General features: G+C 61.1%; 27 protein-coding genes and 1 pseudogene. 7 read left to right on the forward strand and 21 right to left on the reverse strand.

What is annotated here, in order from left to right:
* Window positions 1-3: 3 nt before the first annotated feature.
* The 8 genes from ILFOPFJJ_RS25195 to ILFOPFJJ_RS25230 form a co-directional block, all read right to left on the reverse strand.
* On the reverse strand, window positions 4-1,317 hold the full coding sequence (locus ILFOPFJJ_RS25195; RefSeq protein WP_173513255.1) for a multidrug effflux MFS transporter: 1,314 nt from the start codon (window positions 1,315-1,317) through the stop codon (window positions 4-6).
* 87 nt (window positions 1,318-1,404) lie between these two features.
* Window positions 1,405-2,643, reverse strand: a complete 1,239-nt coding sequence (locus ILFOPFJJ_RS25200; protein WP_173513256.1) for a multidrug effflux MFS transporter — start codon at window positions 2,641-2,643, stop codon at window positions 1,405-1,407.
* Between the two features lie 465 nt (window positions 2,644-3,108).
* Window positions 3,109-3,444 (reverse strand): Grx4 family monothiol glutaredoxin, encoded by a 336-nt coding sequence (gene grxD, locus ILFOPFJJ_RS25205; protein WP_173513257.1) that lies wholly within the window; start codon window positions 3,442-3,444, stop codon window positions 3,109-3,111.
* Window positions 3,445-3,581: 137 nt separating this feature from the next.
* Window positions 3,582-3,824 carry a hypothetical protein gene (locus ILFOPFJJ_RS25210; RefSeq protein WP_173513258.1) on the reverse strand — a complete coding sequence of 81 codons (243 nt, stop codon included), beginning with the start codon at window positions 3,822-3,824 and terminating at the stop codon, window positions 3,582-3,584.
* 6 nt (window positions 3,825-3,830) lie between these two features.
* Complete coding sequence (locus ILFOPFJJ_RS25215) at window positions 3,831-4,064, reverse strand: BolA family protein (protein ID WP_057248940.1); 234 nt, start codon at window positions 4,062-4,064, stop codon at window positions 3,831-3,833.
* Between the two features lie 227 nt (window positions 4,065-4,291).
* Entirely contained in the window at window positions 4,292-6,523 is a 2,232-nt protein-coding gene (gene purL, locus ILFOPFJJ_RS25220; protein WP_173513259.1) for a phosphoribosylformylglycinamidine synthase subunit PurL, read from the reverse strand.
* 294 nt (window positions 6,524-6,817) lie between these two features.
* A complete protein-coding gene (locus tag ILFOPFJJ_RS25225) occupies window positions 6,818-7,411 on the reverse strand; it encodes an acyloxyacyl hydrolase (protein WP_173513260.1) in 594 nt (197 codons plus the stop codon).
* Window positions 7,412-7,505: 94 nt separating this feature from the next.
* A complete protein-coding gene (locus tag ILFOPFJJ_RS25230; protein WP_173513261.1) occupies window positions 7,506-8,924 on the reverse strand; it encodes an aminotransferase-like domain-containing protein in 1,419 nt (472 codons plus the stop codon).
* Between the two features lie 81 nt (window positions 8,925-9,005).
* On the opposite strand from ILFOPFJJ_RS25230, the gene ILFOPFJJ_RS25235 reads away from it, so the two are divergent.
* Window positions 9,006-9,263 carry a DUF1127 domain-containing protein gene (locus ILFOPFJJ_RS25235; RefSeq protein WP_173513262.1) on the forward strand — a complete coding sequence of 86 codons (258 nt, stop codon included), beginning with the start codon at window positions 9,006-9,008 and terminating at the stop codon, window positions 9,261-9,263.
* A 97-nt stretch (window positions 9,264-9,360) separates the two neighbouring features.
* Here the strand turns inward: ILFOPFJJ_RS25235 and ILFOPFJJ_RS25240 are convergent, their stop codons facing one another.
* The 4 genes from ILFOPFJJ_RS25240 to purC all read right to left on the reverse strand — a co-directional run bounded on the left by ILFOPFJJ_RS25240 (window position 9,361) and on the right by purC (window position 11,673).
* Complete coding sequence (locus ILFOPFJJ_RS25240; RefSeq protein ID WP_173513263.1) at window positions 9,361-9,768, reverse strand: hypothetical protein; 408 nt, start codon at window positions 9,766-9,768, stop codon at window positions 9,361-9,363.
* A gap of 55 nt (window positions 9,769-9,823) precedes the next feature.
* A complete protein-coding gene (gene purQ / locus ILFOPFJJ_RS25245) occupies window positions 9,824-10,495 on the reverse strand; it encodes a phosphoribosylformylglycinamidine synthase subunit PurQ (protein ID WP_173513264.1) in 672 nt (223 codons plus the stop codon).
* 153 nt (window positions 10,496-10,648) lie between these two features.
* Window positions 10,649-10,891 (reverse strand): phosphoribosylformylglycinamidine synthase subunit PurS, encoded by a 243-nt coding sequence (gene purS, locus ILFOPFJJ_RS25250; RefSeq protein WP_173513265.1) that lies wholly within the window; start codon window positions 10,889-10,891, stop codon window positions 10,649-10,651.
* A gap of 17 nt (window positions 10,892-10,908) precedes the next feature.
* Window positions 10,909-11,673: a phosphoribosylaminoimidazolesuccinocarboxamide synthase gene (gene purC / locus ILFOPFJJ_RS25255; protein WP_173513266.1), complete on the reverse strand. Its 765-nt coding sequence runs from the start codon at window positions 11,671-11,673 to the stop codon at window positions 10,909-10,911.
* Between the two features lie 233 nt (window positions 11,674-11,906).
* On the opposite strand from purC, the gene ILFOPFJJ_RS25260 reads away from it, so the two are divergent.
* Window positions 11,907-12,221 carry a DUF1476 domain-containing protein gene (locus ILFOPFJJ_RS25260; RefSeq protein WP_173513267.1) on the forward strand — a complete coding sequence of 105 codons (315 nt, stop codon included), beginning with the start codon at window positions 11,907-11,909 and terminating at the stop codon, window positions 12,219-12,221.
* A 100-nt stretch (window positions 12,222-12,321) separates the two neighbouring features.
* On the opposite strand, the gene ILFOPFJJ_RS25265 is transcribed toward ILFOPFJJ_RS25260, so the two are convergent.
* On the reverse strand, window positions 12,322-14,868 hold the full coding sequence (locus ILFOPFJJ_RS25265; RefSeq protein WP_173513268.1) for a sensor domain-containing protein: 2,547 nt from the start codon (window positions 14,866-14,868) through the stop codon (window positions 12,322-12,324).
* 85 nt (window positions 14,869-14,953) lie between these two features.
* Window positions 14,954-15,508: an RBBP9/YdeN family alpha/beta hydrolase gene (locus ILFOPFJJ_RS25270; RefSeq protein ID WP_173513269.1), complete on the reverse strand. Its 555-nt coding sequence runs from the start codon at window positions 15,506-15,508 to the stop codon at window positions 14,954-14,956.
* A gap of 156 nt (window positions 15,509-15,664) precedes the next feature.
* Between ILFOPFJJ_RS25270 and ILFOPFJJ_RS25275 the strand changes: the two genes are divergently transcribed.
* Window positions 15,665-16,480 carry a DUF2189 domain-containing protein gene (locus tag ILFOPFJJ_RS25275; protein ID WP_173513270.1) on the forward strand — a complete coding sequence of 272 codons (816 nt, stop codon included), beginning with the start codon at window positions 15,665-15,667 and terminating at the stop codon, window positions 16,478-16,480.
* Window positions 16,481-16,580: 100 nt separating this feature from the next.
* Here ILFOPFJJ_RS25275 and ILFOPFJJ_RS25280 read toward each other — a convergent pair whose 3' ends face one another.
* The 7 genes and pseudogenes from ILFOPFJJ_RS25280 to ILFOPFJJ_RS25310 all read right to left on the reverse strand — a co-directional run bounded on the left by ILFOPFJJ_RS25280 (window position 16,581) and on the right by ILFOPFJJ_RS25310 (window position 22,638).
* Window positions 16,581-16,889 (reverse strand): PilZ domain-containing protein, encoded by a 309-nt coding sequence (locus ILFOPFJJ_RS25280; RefSeq protein WP_173513271.1) that lies wholly within the window; start codon window positions 16,887-16,889, stop codon window positions 16,581-16,583.
* 238 nt (window positions 16,890-17,127) lie between these two features.
* On the reverse strand, window positions 17,128-18,429 hold the full coding sequence (gene purB, locus ILFOPFJJ_RS25285) for an adenylosuccinate lyase (RefSeq protein ID WP_173513272.1): 1,302 nt from the start codon (window positions 18,427-18,429) through the stop codon (window positions 17,128-17,130).
* 64 nt (window positions 18,430-18,493) lie between these two features.
* Window positions 18,494-19,054, reverse strand: a complete 561-nt coding sequence (locus ILFOPFJJ_RS25290; protein WP_376741447.1) for a hypothetical protein — start codon at window positions 19,052-19,054, stop codon at window positions 18,494-18,496.
* Window positions 19,051-19,793, reverse strand: a pseudogene (locus tag ILFOPFJJ_RS25295) (DUF2259 domain-containing protein). The gene ILFOPFJJ_RS25290 and the pseudogene ILFOPFJJ_RS25295 overlap by 4 nt, the downstream one beginning before the upstream one ends.
* Window positions 19,790-20,467, reverse strand: coding sequence for a ribulose-phosphate 3-epimerase (gene rpe, locus ILFOPFJJ_RS25300; protein WP_173513274.1), 678 nt, complete (start codon window positions 20,465-20,467; stop codon window positions 19,790-19,792). The pseudogene ILFOPFJJ_RS25295 and the gene rpe overlap by 4 nt, the downstream one beginning before the upstream one ends.
* Window positions 20,468-20,551: 84 nt before the next feature.
* Window positions 20,552-21,553: a P1 family peptidase gene (locus ILFOPFJJ_RS25305; RefSeq protein ID WP_173513358.1), complete on the reverse strand. Its 1,002-nt coding sequence runs from the start codon at window positions 21,551-21,553 to the stop codon at window positions 20,552-20,554.
* Entirely contained in the window at window positions 21,550-22,638 is a 1,089-nt protein-coding gene (locus tag ILFOPFJJ_RS25310; RefSeq protein ID WP_173513275.1) for a branched-chain amino acid ABC transporter substrate-binding protein, read from the reverse strand. Before ILFOPFJJ_RS25310 ends, ILFOPFJJ_RS25305 begins: the two co-directional genes overlap by 4 nt.
* Before the next feature lie 262 nt (window positions 22,639-22,900).
* Here ILFOPFJJ_RS25310 and ILFOPFJJ_RS25315 point away from each other — a divergent pair, with 262 nt between their 5' ends.
* From ILFOPFJJ_RS25315 to ILFOPFJJ_RS25330, 4 genes are read left to right on the forward strand one after another with little or no spacing between them, the layout of a single operon-like run.
* On the forward strand, window positions 22,901-23,428 hold the full coding sequence (locus tag ILFOPFJJ_RS25315; RefSeq protein ID WP_173513276.1) for a flavin reductase: 528 nt from the start codon (window positions 22,901-22,903) through the stop codon (window positions 23,426-23,428).
* 25 nt (window positions 23,429-23,453) lie between these two features.
* Window positions 23,454-24,383, forward strand: coding sequence for an AAA family ATPase (locus tag ILFOPFJJ_RS25320; protein WP_173513277.1), 930 nt, complete (start codon window positions 23,454-23,456; stop codon window positions 24,381-24,383).
* A 5-nt stretch (window positions 24,384-24,388) separates the two neighbouring features.
* Window positions 24,389-25,711 carry a vWA domain-containing protein gene (locus ILFOPFJJ_RS25325; protein WP_173513278.1) on the forward strand — a complete coding sequence of 441 codons (1,323 nt, stop codon included), beginning with the start codon at window positions 24,389-24,391 and terminating at the stop codon, window positions 25,709-25,711.
* Window positions 25,695-26,027, forward strand: a complete 333-nt coding sequence (locus ILFOPFJJ_RS25330; RefSeq protein ID WP_173513279.1) for an XdhC family protein — start codon at window positions 25,695-25,697, stop codon at window positions 26,025-26,027. Before ILFOPFJJ_RS25325 ends, ILFOPFJJ_RS25330 begins: the two co-directional genes overlap by 17 nt.
* The last annotated feature ends 1 nt before the right edge of the window (window position 26,028 follow it).

Below are 26,028 nucleotides of genomic sequence, written 5' to 3' on the forward strand. Positions count from 1 at the left end.
TTCTTACATGTGGCCGCCGCCTCCGTGATCATGCGCCATGTCCTTGTCGCCGGGATGCGTGAAGAGCTTGCCGTTCTCCGCCCAAAGCGTGGCGAGAATGGTGAACAGGCCGAACAGCGCAAAGCCACCGAACAGGGGCTGCAGCGTGCCATTGAAGAGCTGGCCGACGGCAGCGCCGAGTAGTGTCCCGCCCGTGGTCGAGACGAAGCCGGTGATCGCGGTTGCCGTCCCTGCAAGGTGCCCCATCGGCTCAAGGCTGATGGCGGTGAAGTTCGTGGCGATGACGGCAAAGAACATCAGCAGGATCGAGAAAATCAGGTAGCTGATCGCGAAGGCCGGCGTGCCGACGAGCGACATCCCATAGCCGATTGTTGCAAGCAGCGTGAAGAGAACCATGGCAGCATGCGAGATGCGGCGCATACCGAAGCTTCGGACGAAGAAGCCGTTGGCGAAATTGGCAACTGCAATCCCGCCCGCCGTCGCTGCAAAAGCGATCGGCAGCCAATCGCCAAGACCGTAGACCTCTCCGAAGACCTGCTGAACGCTGACAATGTAAGCACAGATCACCGCGGAGAAAAGCGTAAGCCCGATCATGTAGCCGCAGGTTATGCGGTTCGTCAGTACCGTGCGGAAGCCGGAGAGGACGGCGCCGACCGAAAGCGGCAGGCGCTCCTCCTGCGGCAGGGACTCCTTCATCCGGGTCAGTGCCCAGATGAACAGGACGGCACCAATGCCGCCGATCAGGATGAAGATCCAGTGCCAGCTCGCAGAGACGATCACCAGTTGCCCAAGGGAAGGAGCGACGATCGGAATGATCATGAAGACGATCATCACGTACGACATCACTCGCGCCATTTCACGGCCGCCGAAACAGTCGCGAACGATGGCCATCGTCGTGATGCGGATGGCGGCTGCACCGACACCCTGCACGAAGCGCATCACGAGCAGCGCTTCGAAGCTCGTGGCCTGCGAGGCGGCGAACGAGGTGAGCGTGAAGAAGGCCAGGCCGCCGAGCAACACGATGCGCCGGCCGAAGGTGTCGGAAAGGCTGCCGAAGAAAATCTGCGACAGGCCGAATCCGAGCAGGAAGATGCCAATGACAAGCTGTGCGTCGTTCGCATTTGCGACGTCGAATGACTGACCGATGCTCTGAAGCGCGGGCAGCATGCTGTCAATCGCAAGCGCGACGCTGGCGGTCATGAGCGCGATCGTCACGATGAACTCGGCGAAGCCCATATGGATGCGTCCGGCGCCCGAGGCACTGTCGACATACGCGGCTTGTTGGGGAATGGAAGATTTTTCTGAAACGGAGGACATTGTTGAATATCCGTGAGAAGAGCTTGAGAGGAGAAATCGGACCGGCGGGTGGAGGAAGCGGCTGACGCCTCCACGCCGCGTTTCAGGCTAACCGGCCGGGTTGTGCGGTCTGAAAAGCAGGCCGCCCTCGGCGATCAGCACGAATGCGACGGCGAGAATGGCTACTGTGAAAAACCCCGCGGCAAGCGGCGTCACGGTGCCGTCGAAGGCCTGACCGATAAATGCACCGATGATCCCGCCGCCGATCGTCTGCGTGAAGCCCAGGACGGAGGACGCGGTTCCGGCCACATGGCCGAGCGGCTCCATCGCCATGGCGTTGAAGTTCGCCGCGATCAGCCCGAACTGGAACATCGTCGCTGCGTGCAGGATAATGAAGAGCGGCAACGGCAGCGGTCCCATCAGCGACACCGACAGCCAGATGAAGCTTGCCAGCGTGAAGCCCAGAAGTGCTGCGTGCGAGAGAGCGCGCATGCCGAATCGCTGAACGAGACGCGAATTGGTGAAGGAGGCGATCGCCATCATGCCGGCGAAGGCTGCGAAGACCGCCGGAAACCAGATCCCGAGACCGTAGATGCCGACAAGGATCTGTTGCGCCGAGTTGACGAAGCCGAAAAGTCCGCCAAGGAGAGCGGACGTCGCCAGCGTGTAGAAAAGTGCCAGCCGGTTCGTCAGCACGATGCGGAAGCCTTCCAGTATCACTGAAGCCGTGAAGGCGCGCCGGTTAGCCGGCGCCAGCGTTTCGCGAAGGCTGAGGGCTACGGGGACGGAGATCGTCGCTGCGAACAGCGCGATAACGACGAAGATCATGTGCCATTCGGAGAAGAGCATGATCAACTGACCAATGCTCGGCGCGATCACGGGAACGATCATGAACATCATCATGACCAGAGACATGATCTCCGCCATCTGACGGCCGCCATAGACGTCACGCACGATGGAGACAGTAATGACGCGAGTTGCGGCCGCGCCGACGCCCTGCACAAAACGAAGGAACAGGAGCGCCGTGAATGTGGGCACGAACACGATCGCAAGCGCGCAGAGGCCGTAGAGCGCGAGCCCGCCCAATAGCGGCCCTTTCCGGCCCAGGCGGTCGGATAGCGGGCCGAAGAACAATTGCGCAAAGCCCATGCCGATGAGGTAGGCGGTGATGACATACTGCCGATGGTTTTCATCGGCGACCCCAAGGCTCGCGCCGATTTCCTGCAATCCCGGCAGCATGATGTCGATCGAGATCGCGTTGATCGACATCAGCATCGCCATCAGCGCAATGAACTGGAACTTCGTCAGTCCCGAGAGGGTGGCGGTCTGATCAATGGGCCTGGTCATGTCACATGTCCTGCTGATGGCCGCGGGCGGGCATCGGAATCTAAAACTGTATTTGCCCTCCGAACGCGAGAGCACAACGCCTTGAATTTTCGCACTATTCGGACAAGAGCCGAGATTGACCCGAGCGATGCGATCGGTGCTTTCCGGATCATGCCTCCGGAACTGGCTGACGTTCGACGGCCAGCGTGGCACCGGCCGGCGTGTCGGTGGTGGTAGGACGCGCTCCCGCGTCAGAACGAGCCGCGAGCGGAGGTCCGGGCGAGCGGCACCCGCTCTGTGGCCCTTTGGTGGAACCATGCACGTCGCAGGGCAGCTGATGTCCGGCTATCCAGAACGCTTCCGACGACCGGAAATTTGCCCGCCCGCTCAAGAAGCACATTAGAAATTAGACAATCGAAATGGAGCGTCAGAATCAAAAAAGGCGGTCGCCCGCCTTTCCCGATATTTCAGAAGACGCCGCTCGGGTCAGGCGGCACCCTTCACGGAAACACCCTGTCCCTGAAGATGCGACTGCAATTCTCCGGCCTGGAACATCTCCCGTACGATGTCACAGCCGCCGACGAATTCGCCCTTCACGTAAAGCTGCGGAATGGTCGGCCAGTTGGAATAGTCCTTGATGCCCTGGCGAAGATCCGCATCGGCAAGCACATTGATGCCTTTGTAGTCGACGCCGATGTAATCGAGGATCTGGACAACCTGGCCAGAGAAGCCACACTGCGGAAACTGCGGCGTGCCCTTCATGAAGAGAACGACGTCGTTCGTCTTGACTTCGTTGTCGATGAAATCGTGAATTCCGCTCATTTTGTCTTCCTTCCTGCGCCGGCTTCAAGGACCGGATGTCGATTGGGGCTTAGATAGCATGCGTGCGGGTGATTTTCACCACCCAATCACAACAAATATTGATGGCCCCTCAAAATGTGGCTTCGATACCACTCGGCCTAGGCGGACCGGCGGCGCAGCTTGTTCCTGGCAGCCGCCGTGCGGCGACGGCTCACCTGTTTCTTCGCCGGTTTGCGCACGGCGGCTTCGATGATCTCCGCGAGCAGGCCGCCCGACGCGGCTTTCCTGGTCCGGCGCTTCGTCCGCTTCGTCGTGCTACGCCTTGCGCCGGTCTTCTTCAGGATCTCCTTCAGCGCGCTGTCAACGACACCGCTGACAAGCTCCTTGATCAGGTCCGCCATTCCAACTCACTCCGGCGCGCTGGTCTGGAGGGCGAGTGCGTGGAGCACGCCACCCATATTGCCCTTCAACGCGTTGTAGACCATCTGGTGCTGTTGCACACGGGTCTTGCCGCGAAACGCTTCGGCCACGACTTCGGCGGCATAATGGTCGCCGTCACCGGCCAAATCGCGGATCGTGACCTTTGCACCGGGAATCCCGGCCTTGATCATGTCTTCGATATCGCCTGGTGTCATGGGCATGATACGCCAACTCCCTTTTATTTTCTGCGCCGGCAGCACTGCCGGCGCCTTTCATGTTTTCAGGGAACCACGATTCAGGTGCGGAAAGCAAATGCTGAATCGGCTCGTTCAGGAAGTCTTCGCGCCTAAATCCCGTCGCGTGAAAAAGAATTCACGCACAGGCTTAGGTCATTGTGTTCATGCATATCGTTATCGCAAAACCGCTGCACACTTTTGCGCGACATGCATCAATTGTCCGGCGCAAGATCGCCGCCCATGTAATCGGGGAACCAGGATTCGTGTGCCGAGCACAGGTCCTTGATCGCGACCGCTCCTGCGTCACCGAGCTTGACGGCATCGCCACCGGTCTTGCCGATGACCGCGAGCGAAACGCCTGCAGCCTTCGCTTGCTCCTGCACCGCGTCGAAATTGCCGGCAGCAACGGTCACCACATAACGACCCTGGTCTTCGCCGTAGAAAACCGGAATGGGGTCATGCCCCGCCGGAGCATCGACCGTCGCCCCGATTGCGGACGCCATCGCCATTTCCGCCACCGCGAGGGCGAGGCCGCCGGAGGAGCAATCATGCACCGCCGTCACAAGGCCGGCCTCGATCAGACCCCGAACGAAATCGCCAACCTTTCGCTCATGCGCGAGATCGACATGCGGTGCCGGACCATCGGTGCGGCCATGGATGTCGCGCATGTAAACCGACTGCGCGATGTGGCTGCCCCAGCTTTCCGGCGCTCCGGCAAGCAGGATCGTCTCATCTGCGGCGGCAAAGCGGATGCGCGCCATCTTCGACCAGTCCTTGATAAGGCCGACGCCGCCGATGGTCGGGGTCGGCAGGATCGCCTGGCCGTTGGTCTCGTTGTAGAGCGAAACGTTGCCCGAAACGATCGGGAATTCGAGCACGCGGCAGGCTTCGCCGATGCCTTTGATCGCATGGACGAACTGGCTCATGATCTCCGGACGCTCTGGATTGCCGAAGTTCAGGTTATCGGTCGCGGCAAGAGGCAGCGCACCGGTTGCCGTGAGATTGCGCCAGCACTCGGCCACGGCCTGCTTGCCGCCCTCGAAGGGATCCGCCTCGACATAGCGGGGGGTCACGTCGGAGGAGAAGGCCAGCGCCTTCGTCTCATGACCTTCGACGCGGACAACGCCGGCGTCGCCGCCCGGCAGTTGCAGCGAATTGCCCTGGATCAGCGTGTCATATTGCTCGTACACCCAGCGACGCGACGAGTTGTTGGCGGAACCGACAAGCTTGAGAAGCGCTTCGGCGACGTCCGTCTGCGGGATGTCGTTGGTGGCGAGCGGCGAGGGGGCCGTTGCCGGCATCCAGGGACGATCGTATTCGGGTGCCTGGTCGCCGAGTTCCTTGATCGGAAGGTTTGCCACTTCATCGCCCTGATGCAGGATGCGGAAGCGCAAGTCGTCGGTGGTCTTGCCGACGATCGCGAAATCGAGGCCCCACTTGACGAAGATCGCCTTGGCTTCCTCTTCCTTGTCCGGGCGCAGCACCATCAGCATGCGCTCCTGGCTTTCGGAAAGCATCATCTCGTAAGCCGTCATGCGCTCTTCGCGCACCGGCACCTTGTCGAGATCGAGTTCGATGCCGAGATCACCCTTGGCACCCATCTCGACCGCAGAGCAGGTAAGGCCCGCCGCGCCCATGTCCTGGATCGCAATCACCGCGCCCGTCTGCATCAGTTCGAGGCAGGCTTCGAGCAGGCATTTTTCGGTGAAGGGATCGCCGACCTGCACGGTCGGGCGCTTCTCCTCGATCGACTCGTCGAATTCGGCCGACGCCATGGTCGCGCCACCGACGCCGTCGCGGCCGGTCTTGGCACCGAGATAGACGACCGGCAGGCCGACACCTTCCGCCTTCGAATAGAAGATCGCGTCGCTCTTCGCGAGGCCGGCGGCAAAGGCGTTGACAAGAATGTTGCCATTGTAGCGCGCGTCGAACTCGACCTCGCCGCCGACCGTCGGAACGCCGAAGGAGTTGCCGTAGCCACCAACGCCGGCGACGACGCCGGAGACCAGATGGCGGGTCTTCGGGTGGTCCGGCGAGCCGAAACGCAGCGCGTTCATTGCGGCGATCGGGCGTGCACCCATGGTGAAGACGTCACGCAGGATGCCGCCGACACCGGTCGCTGCTCCCTGATAGGGTTCGATATAGGAAGGGTGGTTGTGGCTCTCCATCTTGAAGACGACGCAGTCGCCGTCATCGATGTCGACAACGCCGGCGTTTTCGCCCGGCCCCTGTATGACGCGCGGCCCCTTGGTCGGAAGCGTCCGCAGCCATTTCTTCGAAGACTTGTAGGAGCAATGCTCGTTCCACATCGCCGAGAAAATGCCGAGTTCGGTGAAGGTCGGCTCGCGCCCGATAAGGCTCAGGATGCGATCGTATTCGTCGGGCTTAAGCCCGTGCGACGCGATAAGGTCCGGGGTGATGGGGCGGGTGTTGGAAATCGTCATCGTCGACCGTCAATCCTTCGGGCGGCGCGCAACCCTTCCAAAGGGACACGGCGCGTGTGAACCGCAACAGACACAACTGCATGTGTCCTCAAATCGCAGCGATTCAAGGACGAAACATGCAGCAACTCAAAGTGCTACAGCGACTTTTGCACGTGTGATAAGACGCGCGGCGCGCTGCAGGGGCGCTTTGCGGCTTCTTTAGCCTATGCTGCGGCGCGGCGCGACAGAAAAATAAGCTCGATCAACAGTGCGCCGGAACGGGCATCGGGAGCCGGCGGCGGGAAATTCGTGCTGTCAAAACTTGTAGCCGAGCATCAGGCCCGCACGTGTCAGGCCATCATTGGGGCCGTTGCAAAGATCCGCATTCGAGGCATGTTCAACGGTGGCCGAGAGATTCCAGTGGTCGTCGAAGCGGTAGCCTGCGGCCGCATATTCGCGAAACAGCAGACGGCAGCCGAGCTTCGGTCCGCTCGTGCCGTCATCATTCAAGTCACCGTCATGAACCGTGGCGCCGAGGCCGAGTTCGACGAAGAACCGTTCGGTGAGATCGGCATTCCAACTAAGGCCTCCGTAGACCTCGTTCACGCCGCTCGACGAGGTTGCGATCGAGGCGCCGGCATGTACGCGCGGCCTCAGGATCTTTTCAACAATACCGGTGGCGCTGTCGGCTGCGAAAGGATCAAAGAAGATCGTGAAGGACGGAAAGACGCCGCTTTCGTGATTGTCTCCGTTGCCAATCGACGCCGTCGCACCGAAACGCATCTCATCGAAAATGCCTTCCGCCGCCTTCGTTTGCGATGCCCCAGCCGCGAGCCCGGTCGAAAAGATCAAGGCGACGGCGAACTGGTAGACCCTGCCCCGACCGGCGAACGAGCGTGGACGCGTCATGCAGAAATCCTTCAAGCCGAATCAATCTTACGCAGCACACGGAACGACAGTAGATTGCCGTGGCTTGCGCGAAAGTCATCTTCAAAAAAGTGATTTAATCGAAACTGTCGTAACCGGTGCGGCCGCTGTCGAGCAGTCGCTTGAGGATTTGAAAGCCTCTCTGCACGTCGGACCGCTCAGGCGGCGAGGAGAAGCCGACGCGGATGCGGTGGAAGACACGGTCGGCGCGCCCCGCCTTGAACTCATCCTCGTCGTCGATGAGGACTCCTTCCTGCAGGGCCGCCTGTTTGAAGGTTCCCGAGAGCCAGGGGTCAGGCAGCTTCAGCCAGAGGAAGGGCACCCTCGGGTGGGAATTGAACTCGAAACCGGAGAAGACTTCGCGTGCCATCGCTTCGCGCGCGGTAATTTCCTCGACGGCGCGGTTGCGCAAGGCGGATGCGGCGCCTGACAGGACCAGCCGAGCGCAAAGCTCGGCGAGAATGAAGGGAAGACCGCCGCTTACCATCTTGTGCGCGATGCGGATCCGCTGGCTGAAATGCGGTGGGCAGGCGACCCAGCCGCCCCGCACGCCGGCAGCCACGGACTTCGACAGGCCTCCGACGAGGAAGGTCCGCTCCGGCGCCAGCTCCGCCATCAAGGGCAACCGATCGCCCGTCATCGAACCATAGACCTCATCCTCGACCAGCCAGACGCCGTATTTTCGCGCGATCTCCGCGACTGCAAGACGCCTGTCCAACGGCATGGCGACGACAGTCGGGTTCTGGGCGCTCGGCATGAGAAAGGCGAGTTTCGGATGTTGCTGGGCGCAGACGCGCTCGAAATCGTCCGGAATCAATCCGAATTCGTCGCCTTCCATCAGCGCTGTCCGCCGGCCGATCAGGCCCGCACTGCGGCTGACCTGTGAATAGGTCAAAGTCTCGAAAGCGATCCGATCACCGGGGGAGGTGACTGCCGAGATCACGGCGATGACTGCGGCATGAGCGCCGAGCGTCGGCACAATGCTTTCGGGCACGGGGCGGAAGTTGCCGCGTGCGAGCCATTGACAGCCAGCCTCGAACCAGTCGTCCGGGAAATTGCGGGCATAACTCGCAATGTCTCCATGGTGCTCGCGGCTGATGTCGCCCAGCAATTTGGCCAGAATGTCACCCTGGCCAACGTCCGGCGCAGCGGTGCTGTCGAAACGCAACTTGCCCGCCGGCGCATTGATCGGCCGCGTTCCAGCCAAGGACGTCGTCAAAGGATCGGCCTGTTCGGGCGGACGGCTTTCCGGGCGGTCGAGGACATAGGTGCCGCGGCCGACTTCGCCGCTGACGAGGCCTCGTTCGCGGACGATGTTGTATGCCCGGCCGATCGTGCCGATCGTCACGCCGATGTCAAAGGCAAGATTGCGCTGCGGCGGCAGCTTCGTCCCCACCGGCAGGGCGCCGCTGCCGATTGCCTGTTCAATCTGATCGGCGATCCGGGCGTAGAGGGGGCCTTGGCCCTGCTGTATATCGGGCAGCCAAGTTGTCATAGTGACAATTATCTATATTGCCTCAAGTACCGTGTCAATTATCTCAAGACAATGAGATCAATCCAGACAAAGGCATCTACAATGAGTGCAATTGATACAATTGAATCTCTACACGATCGAAGAGTGGATGTTATCAGCAGCGGCGATGAAAGGACCTTCAGCATCGCGGCGCCGGCGGGAGAGGGGGTATTTGCCAAGCTATGGTATCTCTATTGCTCCCTGGCAGCGAAACGGCGAAGCCGGCTCGCGCTGGAAGAATTGAGCGCATATCAATTGAAGGATATCGGCGTTAGCGAAGAGGAAGCACGCAGGGAAGGAGCCATGCCCTTCTGGCGGTAAAGCACTCCGCAGCGCCGCGCGTCCTTTCAGACAACTAAGCTCACGGTAGCGCTTTGAATTGCTGCATGCGGTGGCAGGCGGTCCGCGCCGCGCTCTGTTAGCTGCAGCCTTGCCCGCCGGCGGCCCAGCGCCGGACATCCGTCGTCATGCGCGCGCCCACCGGTTCGCTGAGAAGCGGACCGAAAGCCTGCAGGCGGGCAGGGTGCCCCTCTGCCTGGACGACGGCAAGCGGACGCGCCTCCGGCGACTTGCGCGGTACGATCAGGATGCGCGGGCGGCCGGAGAAGGAATTCAGCTCCGGTGCGAGGCGATAGGCCTTGAAGGCGGCATCGCCCGACTTGAACCAGCAGCTATTGGCACCGAGCGCCACGCGCTCCATCGTCGGGAGAGCCGCGGTGCTGGCAGCTGGCGCAGCTGGCGTCCTCGACTGGCAGCCTGCAACGAGCGCAAGGCTGGCAACGGCGCAGGCAAGCGCGGAGAAGCGTGCGAAGGAGATTGGATGCATCGGCGGTCTCGATCGTCGGTCGGTGGCGGGAGGCCGTCTTTTATCAGGGTGAAGGTTAAGCAGCGATTACGTCAAGGGCGGAGGCGAAAATGCCGCGGCCGTCCGAACCGCCGTGTGCCGCTTCAATCAGGTTTTCCGGATGCGGCATCATCCCAAGCACGTTGCCCTTCGCATTCATGACGCCGGCAATGTCGTTGATCGATCCGTTCGGGTTGGTGCCTTCGGCGTAACGGAACACCACCTGACCATTGCCCTCGATCGCTTCGAGCGTTTCGGCGTCGGCGAAATAATTGCCGTCGTGGTGGGCAACGGGGCTGCGGATGACCTGTCCCTTCGAATAGGCGCGCGTGAAATCCGTGTCGGCATTGGCAACTTCGAGCTTGACCTCGCGGCAGACGAATTTCAGCGAAGCATTGCGCATAAGCGCGCCGGGCAGGAGGCCCGCTTCAACCAGGATCTGGAAGCCGTTGCAAACGCCAAGAACCTTCACCCCCTGATCGGCCTTCGCCTTGATCGCCTGCATCACCGGCATCCGCGCGGCAATCGCACCACAGCGCAGGTAGTCGCCATACGAAAAGCCGCCCGGTATGACGATCAGGTCGACATCAGGAATTTCCGTTTCCGTCTGCCAAACGGTCACCGGCTTGTGGCCGGAGATCTTGGTGAGCGCCGCGATCATGTCGCGATCGCGGTTGAGACCGGGGAGTTGGACGACGGCAGACTTCATGGGACGTACATACCTTGCCTTGGCCTCGGCGCCTAAGCACTCCGAGGCGGTTTCAATGCGCAGTGGAAACGCTGGCTGTCAATCCGGCTGGAGCCGCTTAAAAGGACTTGAGGAGGCGACCAGCCGATCACCAGCGAAGCCATTCCCCCACCGTCAGGCGAGGGAGATGGTGTAGTTTTCAATCACGGTGTTAGCCAGCAGCTTCTCGCACATGGCCTTGAGGTCGGATTCCGCTTTGGCCTTGTCCGCCGTTTCGATCTGCAGATCGAAGACCTTGCCCTGACGAACCTGGCCGATGCCGTCAAACCCGAGCGCACCGAGCGCACCCTCGATTGCCTTGCCCTGAGGGTCGAGAACGCCGTTCTTGAGCGTCACGGTTACACGTGCTTTGATCACTTTGCTTATTCCCCGAATTACTTGACCAACACCGGACCGGAACCGCGCGGCGGCTCGTTTTCGTTGATGATGCCGAGGCGGCGCGCCACTTCCTGATAGGCTTCGACGAGACCGCCCATGTCGCGGCGGAACCGGTCCTTGTCCATCTTTTCCTTGGTTTCAATATCCCAGAGACGGCAGCTATCGGGAGAGATCTCGTCGGCAAGGACGATCCGCATCATGTCGCCTTCAAACAGGCGTCCGCATTCGATCTTGAAATCGACGAGCTGGATGCCGACGCCCAAGAAGAGGCCGGAAAGGAAATCGTTGATGCGGATGGCAAGCGCCATGACGTCGTCGAGTTCCTGCGGGCTTGCCCAGCCGAAGGCGGTGATGTGCTCTTCGGACACCATCGGGTCGTCGAGCGCGTCGGCCTTGTAGTAGAACTCGATGATCGAACGCGGCAGCACGGTGCCTTCCTCGATACCGAGGCGCTTGGCGAGCGAACCGGCGGCGACATTGCGCACGACGATCTCGAGAGGGATGATTTCCACTTCCTTGATCAACTGCTCGCGCATGTTCAGGCGGCGGATGAAATGCGTCGGAATGCCGATCTTGTTCAGATGGGTGAAGATGTACTCGGAAATCCGGTTGTTCAGCACACCCTTGCCGTCGATGACATCATGCTTCTTCTTGTTGAAAGCGGTCGCGTCATCCTTGAAAAACTGGATCAGCGTGCCCGGTTCCGGACCCTCGTATAGGATCTTGGCCTTGCCCTCGTAGATACGGCGGCGACGATTCATGGATTTTATCTCTGTTGGTTGGTGGCGCTCTTGGGTCGCGCAATTGGAATTTTCTCAGCGGGTCCATATCTGAAAAGAACGCATTTCACAATCGGCGTATCTTCCCATCCCCCGATTTAGATTAGGGTATCATGAAAGTCACCAAAGACGAAAACTTCGCATTGCACTTTCAGTGGTGTTTTGGTTTATGGCGATAACTGTTTCCGGCAAGGAATTCTGAGGGAGATTAGTTTATGACAACGATGCAGGATCGCGAGAAGGGCTTCGAAGCCAAGTTTGCGCTGGACGCAGAGCTGAAGTTCAAGGCGGAGGCGCGCCGCAACAAGCTGCTCGGTCTTTGGGCCGCAGGCCTCTTGAACAAGGCCGATCCGGAAGCCTATGCAAGGGAAATCGTCACTGCCGATCTCGAGGAACGTGGCCACGAGGATGTGGTACGCAAGCTCAAGGCCGATTTCGATGCAGCCGGCATCGCACAGTCGGAAGACGAAATCCGCTTGCGGATGCTCGAGTTTCTCGCCCAGGCGGTCGAGCAGCTTCAGAACGACTGATCTCGCAATCCGCGAAAGTGACGCGACGCCGCCCGGCAGCAAAAATCGGGCGGCATTTTTTATGCTAAGGCCTGTACATGCAGTAATTCAAAGTACTGCATCACCGCATCCTGCGGGCATCTGAAAATCCGCGCGGCACGTTAAAACCGCCTCTGGCAAACGTCTCGAAATCCTGCCGGTTCATTGGCTTCGCCAGCACGTAGCCTTGCAGGAAATCGCAGCCGAGATCGGCGAGAAGCGCCGCGTGGGCCCAGGTTTCGACGCCTTCGGCGACGACTTTGATATTCAATGAATGGCCGATGTCGATAATGGCGCGCACCAGCTTTTGCTGTTTGCTGCTTTCCGGGATCGGCCCCACCAGTGCACGGTCGATCTTCAGACGCGCCGGGTTGAGCTTCAGAAGCCCGATGATCGAAGCGTGGCCGGTACCAAAATCATCGATCTCTATATCTATGCCGAGGTCATTGAGAGCGGCGATCGTTTCTGCAACTTCATCCTCGAACTCGTCGAGAAAGATCGATTCGAGCAATTCGACCGACATGACGCCACGGGGGATGTCCATCTCCCGCAGGTCGGACACGAGCTGAGGGTCGCGCAAGCGGCGTGAGGAAATATTGACCGAAATCTTGGGAACGGCGAGCCCCTGCCGCTGCCATGCGCGGAAGTCGGCATAGGCCATTTCGACGACCATCCGGTCTATTGCGGCCAGAAGATTGATATCTTCCGCGACCTTGAGGAATTGCACGGGCGCCAAGACCCCGCGTTCCGGATGGTCCCAGCGCACCAGGGTTTCGACGCCCGTGATCTCCAGAGTGCGGGCGTCGAACTGGGGTTGGTAAAAGGGAACGAACTGCCTTTTTTCGAGGGCTTCGCGGAGCTCGTCACCGATCCGCTTTGCGGTCAGGATCTGGTTCTGCATCTCGTCGGAAAAGAGCTCGAACCGGTCCCGGCCAAGGCTCTTGGCGCGATAAAGCGCGATGTCGGCGTCCATCAGGAGCTGCCTGGGATCGGTCAACCTGGCTTCGTCCAGTGAGACGCCGATGCTCGCGCCAAGGCGGCACAATTGACCGGCGTAGGGGACGGGACGGCGGAAGGCCTGGATGATGCGCCCGGCAAGCTCTGCGAGCTGCGTTGTATCCCGGCCGCTGCGACACACGATGACGAATTCGTCGCCACCGATACGCGCGATGAAATCGTCTTTCTCGGCATGTGACCTCAGCAAGGTCGCCGCATGAACGAGCATTGCGTCGCCGGCCTGATGACCGAGTGTATCGTTGATCTGCTTGAAGCGATCCAGGTCGATATGAAGAATGGCGTTGACGACGCGCGCTTCGGTCAGGATCCGATCGAGATAGCGGCGGTTCGGCAAGTCCGTCAGATGATCGTGAAGCGCGTTGTACTCGATGCTGACGCGGGCAGCCTCCAGTTCGCAATTGCGCGCCTCGGCGAAGGATTTTGCCCGCCTCAGTTCCTCCTGCAGGGCGATGTCGTCGGTAACGTCCCAATTGGCGCCAACGAGCCTCCTCGCGCCATTCAGGTCGGTGTGGAAAGCGGCGTTCGAGCGGATATGGCGAACGACGCCATCGGGCCTTATGATTCGGAATGCGTTGGTGAAGGGCGTGCCGCTGGCAATCGCGTCATTGACGCGCTTGATCGCGGCGGCCTTGTCCTCCGGGTGCAGAAAGCTTTCCCAACCGGCAGACGAGGGCGCTTCGCCGGTGGGCTCAAGGCCATACATTCTGAACATGGCTTCGTCCCAGTGCGAAACGCCGGTATCCAGATTGTGCTCGAAGACGCCGATCCTCGAAATATCGAGCGCCAGTTGCAGGCGACGCGAAACTTCCTCGAGGCGGGCCTCCGCCTCCTTGCGCGCCGTAATATCGGTATCGGTGCCGATGATGCGGCACGGCTTGCCGTCGGCGTCGTAAGCGACCGACGCGCCCCGGCTTTCGATCCAGATCCAGCGCCCGTCCGCGTGGCGCTCGCGATACTGGAATGTGTTGAACCGGGCCTCGCCCGAATCCTGACGCTCGATGCAGGCAAGAACGTGCGCGCGGTCATCCGGATGGACGTTTTCAATCCATTTTTCCAGCGTCCCATCGACCTCTGCGTCATCCGCCAAACCACGCAGACGTCGCCAGGTCGAAGAATAGAACAGATTGCCGGTTTGGAAGTCGTGGTCCCAGACACCTTCCAATGCGCTGTCGAGGGCATATTTCCAGCGCGTTTCGTCCTTGCGTAGACTGCCGATTTCCGAAACCAGGCTGTCAACCGGGAGCATCGCCAGCAACGTCCTGGCGTCGGCTCCTCGCGCTGCAGGCAGAGAAACCCGCGAGACGAGCATGGAAAGCGTGGCGGACGCACCGAGAAACCGGACGACCGCCGGCTCTTTCGATTGCTGCGTTTCCTCGACGTGCACGACTGCTGGAAGATCTTCGCCATGAACAAACGCGGCAACTGGTGCGCCGGCAAGTTCTTCGGCGGTCCGCCCAAGCATCCGGAGCGCGGCGGCATTGGCGGCGCGTATCACATCGCCACTATCAACAAGAATGACGCCCGCCGGCAATTGATCCATTGCGGCCGGTGCCAAGCTGTCGTGTGTCGTCGGCCCACTGCCGGTATCGATTGGTTCCCGCGGCTCGGTCACTTATCCCGGATCCTGAGAGTTGCCAGCCGATCATGATGCGCAGCAATGAAATTCGGATTAATGCTGCGGGCGGTTTCCATGCCGCTTATGGCTGCAGCCGGCTAAGGAACTGGGCAAAGACCATCGTGCCCTCGGGCCACGGGCCGTGGCCGGATTCGGCATTGATATGCCCGGCTTCGCCGGCGTCGACCAGGAACGAGCCCCAGGCGTTGGCGATGTCTCCGGCGTGTTCATAGGATCCGAAGGGATCGTTGCGGCTTGCCACCATCAGCGACGGGAAGGGCAGCGGGTCGCGCGGGTAGGGGCCGAAAGTCATCAGATGCTTCGGGCGGATCTTGGGATTGGCGACGTCCGGCGGCGCGACCAGGAAGGCGCCCGCGATCTTCTTCGCGCAATGCGGCAGAGCGTGGATCGCCGTGGCGATGCCCAGGGAGTGCGCGACGATGACCACCGGCTTCTTCGTGGCATTGACTGCCTCGACCATCCGCGCCACCCAGTCCTCGCGCACAGGCTTCGACCACTCCGCCTGCTCCACGCGGCGCGCCGTCGAAAGCTTTCGCTCCCAGCGGCTTTGCCAATGGGTGGGGCCGGAGTTGGTGTAGCCCGGGACGATCAGGATGTCAGCTTCTGAAACCTTCATAATTGCCGCGATTTGGAGGTGAAAAGCGCCGAAGTCAAGGCGCAGGCGACAGAGGCTTCATTTTCTGTATAATCGAAATGCCGGTCGCGGTTGACAGCGGCTAGTTTCGCCGTTGTCGCGTCCGTGGCCGCTCTGGTTCGTTGAGGAGTGTGAGCCATGACAACCTTCCATGTCCTGTCGGGGGCGAATGCGAGCGTCTCGCATCCCGGTATACGAAAGATTGGCATTGCGGATGTGTTCGATGCGTTGCGTCTCGGCCTGAATGATTTTCGCGAGAAGCCGTCGCATTATGTTTTCTTGTGCTTGATATACCCGATCGCCGGTGCAGTACTGATAACCTGGAGCGCGGGCGCAAACATGCTGCCGCTGCTCTATCCGCTTGCTTCCGGCTTCGCCCTCATCGGTCCTGTCGCGGCAATCGGCCTCTACGAGATCAGCCGGCGCCGTGAATTGGGCATGGACGCCTCATGGCCGCACGCTTTGCGGCTTCATCGCTCGCCGGCGCTGCCTTCGATTCTGGCGGTCGCCGCCGTGCTGTTCGTTATCTTCATTGCATGGCTTCTGGTCGCCCAGGCGCTTTATGAGATGATTTTCGGAACCGTGCCACCGGCTTCCATTTCCGCCTTCTGGAACAGCGTTATCGGCACCGAAGAGGGCTGGAACCTCATTCTTATCGGCAACGCCGTCGGCTTCGTCTTCGCCGTGGTCGTGCTCTCGATCAGCGTGGTTTCATTCCCCTTGCTGCTTGACCGCGACGTCGGCGCCGTCGCCGCCGTCGAGACCTCGATCCGGGCGACGCTTACCAATCCGATACCGATCGCCTGCTGGGGTCTCATCATTGCAGCCGGCCTGGTGATCGGCTCGATTCCGGTCTTCGTCGGCTTGGCCGTCATCATGCCGATTTTCGGCCACGCCACATGGCATCTCTATCGGAAATTGGTGGAACCGGACACGACCGGCCGCCAAGCCTGAACGGGATGACCGTCAACAACGCGGTGACCTTGCATCGATCCAAGATCACCGCGATTGTTGTTGCGTGAGTTCATCGATCGCCGGCCCGAAACGGCGGCTGTTATTGACGGAAGAATTTATAGTAGGACGAAATCTGCGCCGCGGTGTTCGACGAGAGCTTGAGCTTGATGCCGATCTTGTCGCCGCGGTACCAGCGAACTATCCCAGTGAGAAAGCCAAGCTCCTCACTCTGGATCGTGACTTCCTGCCCGGTTTGCGCGCCGATGTCGAAGAGGAGCTGGAAGCAGATACCCTCGTCGGAAAGATCTCTGACAATCCCGTTGCTCGACCCGAATTTGCAGGTAACTTTGCCGGTTATCTTCGTCTGCGTGCGCGGTGATGTGCGCTGAACACTGTCCCTGTAAGTCATGGCTTCCTCGAAAACCCGATTAGACAGGTGCCGAGGCTTGCACACTACTTCTGAACAACTTGCTAAAATATCGCCCGCACTCGAACAAAATGCATCACATGCGGGCGTTGTCTTCCTACGGCAACGTCACCGTGTACGACGGGGCCAAGCTGCTGCCGCATGGAAAAGACATGCAGCAGTTCAAAGTGCTACAGCGTTCTTTGCGCGCCTGATAAGACGCGCGGCGCTGTCGTACGCATCAGCCAAAGACGCGTTTAAAGATCGTGTCGACGTGCTTGGTGTGGTAACCGAGGTCGAATTTCTCGCGGATTGCCTCTTCGGAAAGTGCGGCACGGACTTCCGAATCGGCCAGCAACTCCTCGAGGAAGTCCTTGCCCTGTTCCCAGACCTTCATAGCGTTACGCTGAACGAGCCGATAGGCATCCTCGCGCGAAACGCCGGCCTGGGTAAGCGCGAGCAGCACGCGCTGCGAGTGAACAAGGCCGCGGAACTTGTTCATGTTCTTCATCATGTTCTCGGGATAGACGAGCAACTTGTCGATCACGCTGGTCAGCCTCGCCAAGGCAAAATCGAGCGTGACAGTTGCGTCCGGCCCGATCATGCGTTCGACCGAGGAGTGCGAGATATCGCGTTCATGCCAGAGCGCAACGTTTTCCATGGCCGGCACGACGAAAGCGCGGACCATGCGGGCGAGACCGGTGAGGTTTTCCGTCAGCACCGGATTGCGTTTATGCGGCATGGCCGAGGAGCCCTTCTGGCCCGGGGAGAAATATTCCTCGGCTTCCAGCACCTCGGTGCGCTGCAGATGGCGGATCTCCGTGGCGAGACGTTCGATCGACGAGGCGATAACGCCAAGCGTCGCGAAATACATGGCATGGCGATCACGCGGGATCACCTGCGTCGAGACCGGTTCCGGCTTCAGGCCGAGGGCCTTTGCGACATGCTCTTCGACCCGCGGATCGATGTTGGCAAAGGTGCCAACAGCACCGGAAATCGCACCGGTCGCCACCTCTTCGCGCGCGGCCAGCAGGCGCTGCTTGCAACGATCGAATTCCGCATAGGCAAGCGCCATCTTGATGCCGAAGGTGGTGGGCTCGGCGTGAATGCCATGCGACCGGCCGATGGTGACCGTGTCCTTGTGCTCGAACGCGCGGCGCTTCAGCGCTTCGAGGAGCTTGTCGATGTCGGTGAGCAGGAGGTCCGTCGCACGAACGAGCTGCACGTTGAAGCAGGTGTCGAGAACGTCTGACGAGGTCATGCCCTGGTGGACGAAGCGGCTATCCGGCCCAACGAATTCCGCAAGATGGGTGAGAAAAGCGATAACGTCGTGCTTCGTGACGGCCTCGATCTCATCGATACGGGCAACATCGAACGTTGCCGCGCCGCCCTTTTCCCAGATCGTCTTCGCCGCATCCTTGGGGATGACGCCGATTTCGGCGAGCGCATCGCAGGCATGTGCCTCGATCTCGAACCAGATGCGGAATTTCGTTTCCGGCGACCAGATGGCCACCATTTCCGGCCGGGAGTAACGGGGGATCATGGGCTTCAAGCTTTCGTTCGACAGTGGAGGATGGCTGTGCCTCTATCAAAGATGGCGATCAAGCTCAACGCCGTTGGCGCACATCCGATCGCGCAAGCCAAAGACTGGCAGCGACAAGAGCGACAATACCGAGCGGCAGGTAGAGCCGAACACCCAGGACCAGAAACTGGTAGAGCGCGGCGAGCGACGTGAACAGGAACTGAAGGAGCCACGTGCGCGTTCCAGTGTCCGCATGCCATTGCGCATAGAATATCCGATAATCGAATGCGAAGAGGCACGCCGTCGTGCCAACCGTGCCCGCGATAAGGCACAGAAGAAAGGCCGCAAAACGGGTCTCGACCGCCCGACCGTGTGCCGAGAAACGTGCCGCAAACAGCGAGGGCGGCCAAGCCAGCAAGCCGCCGAGCGAATAAAGCAAGAGGATATCCGTGAGGTGGAAGGCCACCTCGGTTCCGCGCAGCCAAAGCGCCAGCCACGCAGATATCGCCATTGCCAAGGCCCACCCCGGAGCACCGATCAGCACTTCCCGCGTTTTGGGACGGGAGCGCACAAACCGCGATCGTTTCGACAGTGCGACATCCGAAAAGAGCGTTGACGATCGGGCGGCTCGCTCCTGGCTCGTCATTTGGGAAGCCGGACTGGCAACGCAATCCAGCGGCCATCGGTCGACCCCTCGAAGCCGAGCGATTTGACCAGGACCATCACCACGTGGACTTCGGATCCGTCATCATGGACGCGGGTCACGACGCCACCGATGCGATAACCCGTCGGGCAGCGGCGGCTTCCGGGATGCGTGCGTCCTCGTGCAAGACGTCCGTTGCAGGTTTCCCGGCCTTCTCCGTCATCGTCAGGCGAAAGCCTTTGACCTCCTTCAAGAAGCTGCTGCACACACCTTGCGGTTCGAAGCTCTTCTCCTCGAGCTTCAACTTATAGGTCTTGCGGAACGGTTCGTCGGCTGGGAAAGCATCGTAGATCAGCGTATGCGCCGCGCTGCTTCCTTCGGTTACAGGATTGTAAGCGGCCAAGATCCCGGGAGCATCCGACAGACGGTAAGCGTCTATCAGCGGCGCGGCACGGTGGTGGGCCTCGCGGCGCGCTTCATGCAGGGCGCCACCGTCTTTCTCGATCACGGCGCGGACAGGTGCACCGGGGAGAAAGGTGTCGTTGCGCGTATCGAGCACGTAGATCGTCGAATAGGGAAAGCCGGAACCGTCCTGCACGCCGTATTCCTCGAAGGCGAAGACATTGCCGTCGGGCGAAAATCCAATCGGCTGCAAGGCGGCGTAGTCGCCAGCGCGCGCGTCAGCGCCCGCAACCGTCGCGGTTGCCAGAAGCGTACCGAGGATTACCGCCGCCGTGCTCATCCGCGCGCCTGCTCCGCCGACTTGCGGATCGCCTCGATGGCGGCGCGATAGGTTTCGACGGAATCGCCCTTGAAGACGGCCGAGCCGGCAACCAGCACATTGGCACCGGCTTTGACAGGCAGCGCAGCGGTCTCCGGCGTGATACCGCCATCAACCTCGATCTCGATCGGCCGCTTGCCGACCATTGCCTTGATCCGGCGGATCTTCTCCTCGGTGGCGTGGATGAATTTCTGTCCACCGAATCCCGGATTGACCGTCATCACCAGAATCAGATCGACCGTATCCAGCACATATTCGATGGCGCTTTCCGGGGTCGCCGGATTGAGCGAAACGCCGGCCTTCTTGCCTAGAGACTTCACCGTCTGCAGCGAGCGGTGCAGGTGGGGGCCGGCCTCCGCATGAACCGTCAGGATGTCGCAACCGGCCTTGGCGAAGGCTTCGAGATAGGGGTCGGCAGGTGAAATCATCAGATGACAATCGAAGGTCGCATCCGTATGGGGACGCAGCGACTTGATCACGTCCGGGCCGAAGGTGATGTTCGGCACGAAATGGCCGTCCATGACGTCGAGATGAATCCAGTCGGCGCCGGCATCGACGACGTCGCGAACCTCCTGGCCGAGCTTGGAGAAGTTGGATGCCAGAATCGACGGGGCTATGCGAATGGGATGGGTCATGACAGGCTCCGATGTTTCCCGCGCCATAGCATCCCGGCGGTTCGCAAACAACATCTCGCGAAGCCTTGCGACTCGGCGCCTCCGCTATTGCGCCCAGGAAGGCATCAAGTCGTTCTCGGCCGCAACCGCATCGTGGACACCGCGTGCGATCGCACGCGCCATCGTCGAGGCGGCAGCCGCGCTGAGATCGATGAAATCCTCAAGCAGGGGCGCCTTCGCGCTCGCGCCAGTCGCGAGCGCGAAGACCAGGTCGCCGTCAAGCGGTGTGTGGGCCGGCCATAACGCGCGGGAAAAACCGTCATGAGCGGCGATAGCCAGCCGTTTCGCCTCCGCCTTGCTGAGGATCGCATCGGTGGCAATGACGGCGATCGTGGTATTCGCAGCGGCCGATTGCCTTTCACGGAACTTGAAGCGTGCAACCGCCGCATCCTCCGGCAGAGGATTGGGGTAACCGAGACCGCCGAACTCGCCATCCAGTTCGAAGGGGGCCGCCCAGAAATGGCGCGTATTGCCGATTGTCGCCGAGCCGAGCGCATTGACGGCGACGAGTGCGCCGATCGTGATGCCATTGGCCAGCAGCGTCGATGCCGAGCCGAGGCCGCCTTTGAAGGTGGCCGTGCGTGCGCCCGTGCCGGCACCGGCCGTCCCTGTCAGAAATGCGACACCGGCAGCCCGCGCGGCGTCGTAGCCGAGGTCGCGATAGGGCGAAAAGCGCCCCCAATCCTTGTCGCCGCCATTGACAAGATCAAAGAGAATTGCCGCCGGAACGATCGGAATGCGATGGGGACCGACGTCGAAGCCGCGTCCCATCTCGCGAAGGGCCGCCTGTACGCCGGAGGCGGCGTCCAGACCGAAGGCCGAACCGCCCGAAAGGACGACGGCGTCCACCGTCTGAACGGTGTTTTCCGGCGCAAGCAGATCCGTCTCCCGGGTTCCCGGAGCACCGCCCAGGACCTGGACCGCCGCCGTTGCCGGCTGCTCGCAAAGCACGACGGTGACACCGGACTTCAGCCGGTGGTCCTCGGCATTGCCGACCAGCAGTCCGGCGACATCTGTAATCAGGTTGTTCGGTCCCTTGCGCATCAGTCCGCACCGCCTGCGACCGTGGCAGCGACGAAGCGGCCGTCCCGCCACTCCATCAGCCTGTAAGGCGTGTCGGTCCTCTCGTGGCTGCCGTTGAATTTTATCGGCCCGAGGATCGTTGCGTAAGGCCCCTTCAGAAGCGCCTCGGAAAGCGCGCTGTCATCTTTGGCAGCCTGGTCCTTTGCCTGTTCAAGGAGCGACATGGCGGCAAAGGCCGGCAGGACATAACCTTCGGGTTCGGTTCCGCTCGCACGCATCGCCTTGGCGACGGCTCCGGCTTCGGCCGACCGAGACGCATCCGGAACAGTCACGGCAAGCACGCCGTTCTCCAGCGGCACGTCGAGGTCGGCGGCGTTCAGTACATCGCCGCCGAGCAGGGTTATCGGGACGTTTTCAGCCTTCGCGTCGCGCGCGATCACGGCGGTGTCGTAGCGGTCGCCTCCGGTAAAGACGTGGGTGGCGCCACTCTTCGCCAGTCGACGGACGAGGCCGACCTGTTGCTCCTGAGCCGGCCGATAGGTATCGGTGAACACGGGCGTCACCCCAATCTCGGCAAGTGCGCTGCGAACACTTTCGACGAGCTCCCGGCTGTGAATCGTCCCGTCGTCGATGAGCGCGAGCGGTTTGCCCTTCCAGTTTGCGACGATGACGTCGGTGACCGCCGCGGCTTCGGCCTTTCCGCTTGGCGCCAGGCGATAGAACGGCCACTTTTTCTTGAGCGCGTCCTCCATCAGGATGTCCGAGCGGACACTAAGGGTGATGGCGGGAATGCCGGCTTCGGCCAGTGCGGGCAGGGCGGCTTCAAGACTCTCCGTGCAGAGAAAGCCGATCGCGGCCTCCGCGCCGCTTCCCAGCAGCGCCTTCGTCAGCGCCTCGCCGCCGGCGGGATCACAGCTTTCGTTGATCGGGACAATCTGGCTTCCACGGTCATCTGCCTGAAAGGCGGCGCCATCAGCCATCTGCTTTCCGAGCATGGCGAAAGGCCCGTCTGCGGGAGCGACGACGGCAACCTTCAAGCCCGCCGCAAGGGCAGGGGAAGCCGATAACAATCCGGCGGTGACGAAGCTCGTAACAATCGATCGAAACATGTATTTTTTCCCGCAACGACGCCATGTTTTAAGGATGTGTTTCTTTCCGTCAAAGGAAAAGATCACACGCCGCAGCGCCGCGCGTCTATCAGGCGCGCAAAGATCGCTGCTGAACTTTGCGTCCCTACATGATTTTGTCCTTAAATCGATTCCGATTTAAGGAATCACGCAGCGAGAGCTTGTTATTCCGATCACGCCATCGCCATGCCGCTGATCCGCAAGAATCTCGCGCGGCCGGGTTTCATATTTTCCGTGAGAGTCTATGTATGTGCAAGACATCGATCCGGAGAGAGATGTGTTGGAGAAGACACGGCTGGACCCCATAAGTTATCGCAATGCGATGAGCCGCATGTCCGCTCACGTGCAGCTCATCACCTCGGCTGATGGGGGCGCGCGGCGCGGCGTCACGATCACTGCGTCCTGCTCGGTGTCCGACGAACCGCCGACGATTCTCGCCTGCCTCAACGCCGCAAATCCGCGCAACGATATCTTTGCGCGCTCCGGTGCTTTCGCGCTGAATCTTCTGGGTGCGCCGCACAGGACCCTGGCCCATGCTTTCTCCGGCCGTGATCAGCTCGACATGGAGCGGCGCTTCGCGCTCGGCCAATGGATGCAGCTCACCACCGGCGCGCCGATTCTTGCTGATGCAGTCGCCGCCTTCGATTGCCGCCTCATCGAGGCCAAGATCATGGCGACCCATCTCATCCTCTTCGGCGAAGTCGTCGACATGCGTCTCGGAGAGAAGCACGCACCGCTCATTTATGTGGACCGTGGATACCACACGCTATAAGTTTTTCCCCGACCGCGGAGGAAACATGGCGAAATACGAAACGGGAAAGCTGCCGCGATCCATCGATGAGACGATGGCGATGCTGGAGGCGCAGGACTACCTCGCCGGAACCGCGCTTGCGACGGTGCTTTTCCTGGCACTGAAAATGAAGCGCCCGCTGTTTCTCGAAGGCGAGGCAGGCGTCGGCAAAACCGAGATCGCCAAGGTCCTTGCCCGTTCCCTCGATCGGCCGCTGATCCGGCTGCAATGCTACGAAGGGCTCGACGTCTCGTCGGCCGTGTATGAATGGAACTACCCGGCGCAGATGCTGGAGATCCGTCTCTCGGAGGCGGCCGGCATGGTCGACCGCCAGAGGATCGAGGGCGATATCTTCTCCGAAAGGTTCCTCATCCGCCGCCCGGTGCTGCAGGCGATATCCGGCGGAACGGGACGGGCCCCCGTATTCCTGATCGACGAGCTCGACCGCACCGACGAAGCTTTCGAGGCTTTCCTTCTGGAGGTGCTTTCCGATTTCCAGGTCACCATCCCGGAGCTTGGAACGATTAGGGCGGACGAACCGCCGATCGTTATCATCACGACCAACCGCACCCGCGAGATTCATGACGCCTTGAAGCGACGCTGCCTTTATCATTGGGTGGACTATCCCAAGGCCGCGCAGGAACTCGACATCATCCGGCGCAAGGTGCCCGGCTGCAACGCCGCTTTGTCGCGCGAAATCGTCGCCTATGTCCAAAGATTGCGGGCGATCGATCTCTTCAAGAACCCCGGCGTGGCGGAGACGATCGATTGGGCGACGGCACTCACCGAACTTGACCGGCTGGCGCTCGATCCGGAAACGATCGCCGACACACTTGGCACGCTGCTCAAATACCAGGACGATATCGCCCGGATCGAGGGCGCGGAGGGGCGCAAGCTGCTCGCCGAGGTCAAGGCCGAACTGCTGGCGCAGGGCTGACCGTGATGGCGGGCAATCACGTCGATCGCACAGCAGTTTCGCCGATAACGTTGGGCGACGGCAAACTCGCCGACAATATCGTCTTCTTTGCCCGTGCGCTGCGAAGGGCGGGAATGAGAATAGGTCCCGCCGCCATTGCCGACGCCATCGATGCCGTGAAGCTGATCGGGATCGGCTCCCGCAGCGAATTCTACGCCGCCCTGCAATGCACCTTCGTCAAGCGCCATGAAGATCAGGCCCTGTTCGACGAGGCATTCCGGCTGTTCTGGCGCTCGCGCGATCTTGTCCAGAAGATGATTGCGCTCCTCTCGCCCGTGGCACCGGAGCGGCAGGGCGAACATCGGACCAGGCGCGCCGGAGAGGAGCGCCTCCGCGACGCACTCCTTTCCGGAAGGGATGATGCCCGTTCGCCGCGCGACGAACCGGACGTCGAGGTCGATGCTCGCTATACGGTCTCGGGTCGAGAGCTCTTCCGCAAGGCGGATTTCGCGCAGATGAACGCCGCCGAGATCGCCGAGGCCAGGAAGGCATTGTCGTCGCTGATATTGCCGCTGGATCGTGTGCGGACCCGCCGCTTTCGCCCCGCTCGCCGGCCGGTGCGCATCGACCCGCGCGCCACCATGCGCGACGCCATGCGCTTCGGTGGCGAATTGATTCTCCCGCGCTTTCGTGAGCCGCGCCTTGTCCATCCGCCGCTCGTCGTGCTTGCCGATATTTCCGGTTCGATGAGCCAGTACACGCGGATTTTCCTGCATTTCCTGCATGCGCTGACGGAACAGCGGCATCGTGTTCACACGTTCCTCTTCGGGACGCGGCTGACCAATGTCACGCGCCAAATGCGCAACCGCGATCCCGACGAAGCGCTGGACGAATGCGTGGCCGCGGTCAAGGATTGGTCCGGCGGCACGCGTATCGGCGAAACGCTTCATGAGTTCAACCGGCGTTGGTCACGCCGGGTGCTCGGGCAGGGCGCCATCGTCCTCCTGATCACCGACGGCCTTGAGCGCGATGATACAGCAGAGCTGGAAATCGAGATCGATCGTCTGCATCGCTCTTGCCGGTGCCTTATCTGGCTCAACCCGCTGCTGCGCTTCGACGGATTTGAGGCGCGGGCCCGGGGTGTGCGAGCCATGCTGCCGCATGTTGACGAATTCCGGGCGGTGCACAATCTTGAGTCCGTGGCCGAGCTGGTGAAATCGCTGTCCAGACAAGGTGCGCAAGACGCCGATCCGCGGCGCTTCCTGGTGCGAGAACGGCATGAAACAGCTGCGCTCGCAAACGATCGGTCCTGCTTGCTTGGAGAACCGGAACATGTCGACAGAGCGTAACGTCCTCGATCCGCTGGAGATCGCCGAAACCTGGTACCGTGGCGGGCGCAAAGTGGCGCTTGCCACTGTCATCGAGACCTGGGGCTCGGCACCGCGACCAGTCGGCAGTCATCTCGTCATCGATGACGAAGGAAACTTTCAGGGTTCCGTCTCCGGCGGCTGTGTTGAAGGCGCGGTCATCGCCGAGGCAATGGAGATCATCGAAACGGGAGCCCCGAAGATCCTCGAATTCGGCGTTGCCGATGAGACTGCATGGCGCGTCGGCCTTTCCTGCGGCGGCCGCATCCGGGTCTATGTCGAAAGAATTGAAGGCTGAC

Source organism: Sinorhizobium psoraleae, from assembly GCF_013283645.1.
GTDB lineage: Bacteria > Pseudomonadota > Alphaproteobacteria > Rhizobiales > Rhizobiaceae > Sinorhizobium > Sinorhizobium psoraleae.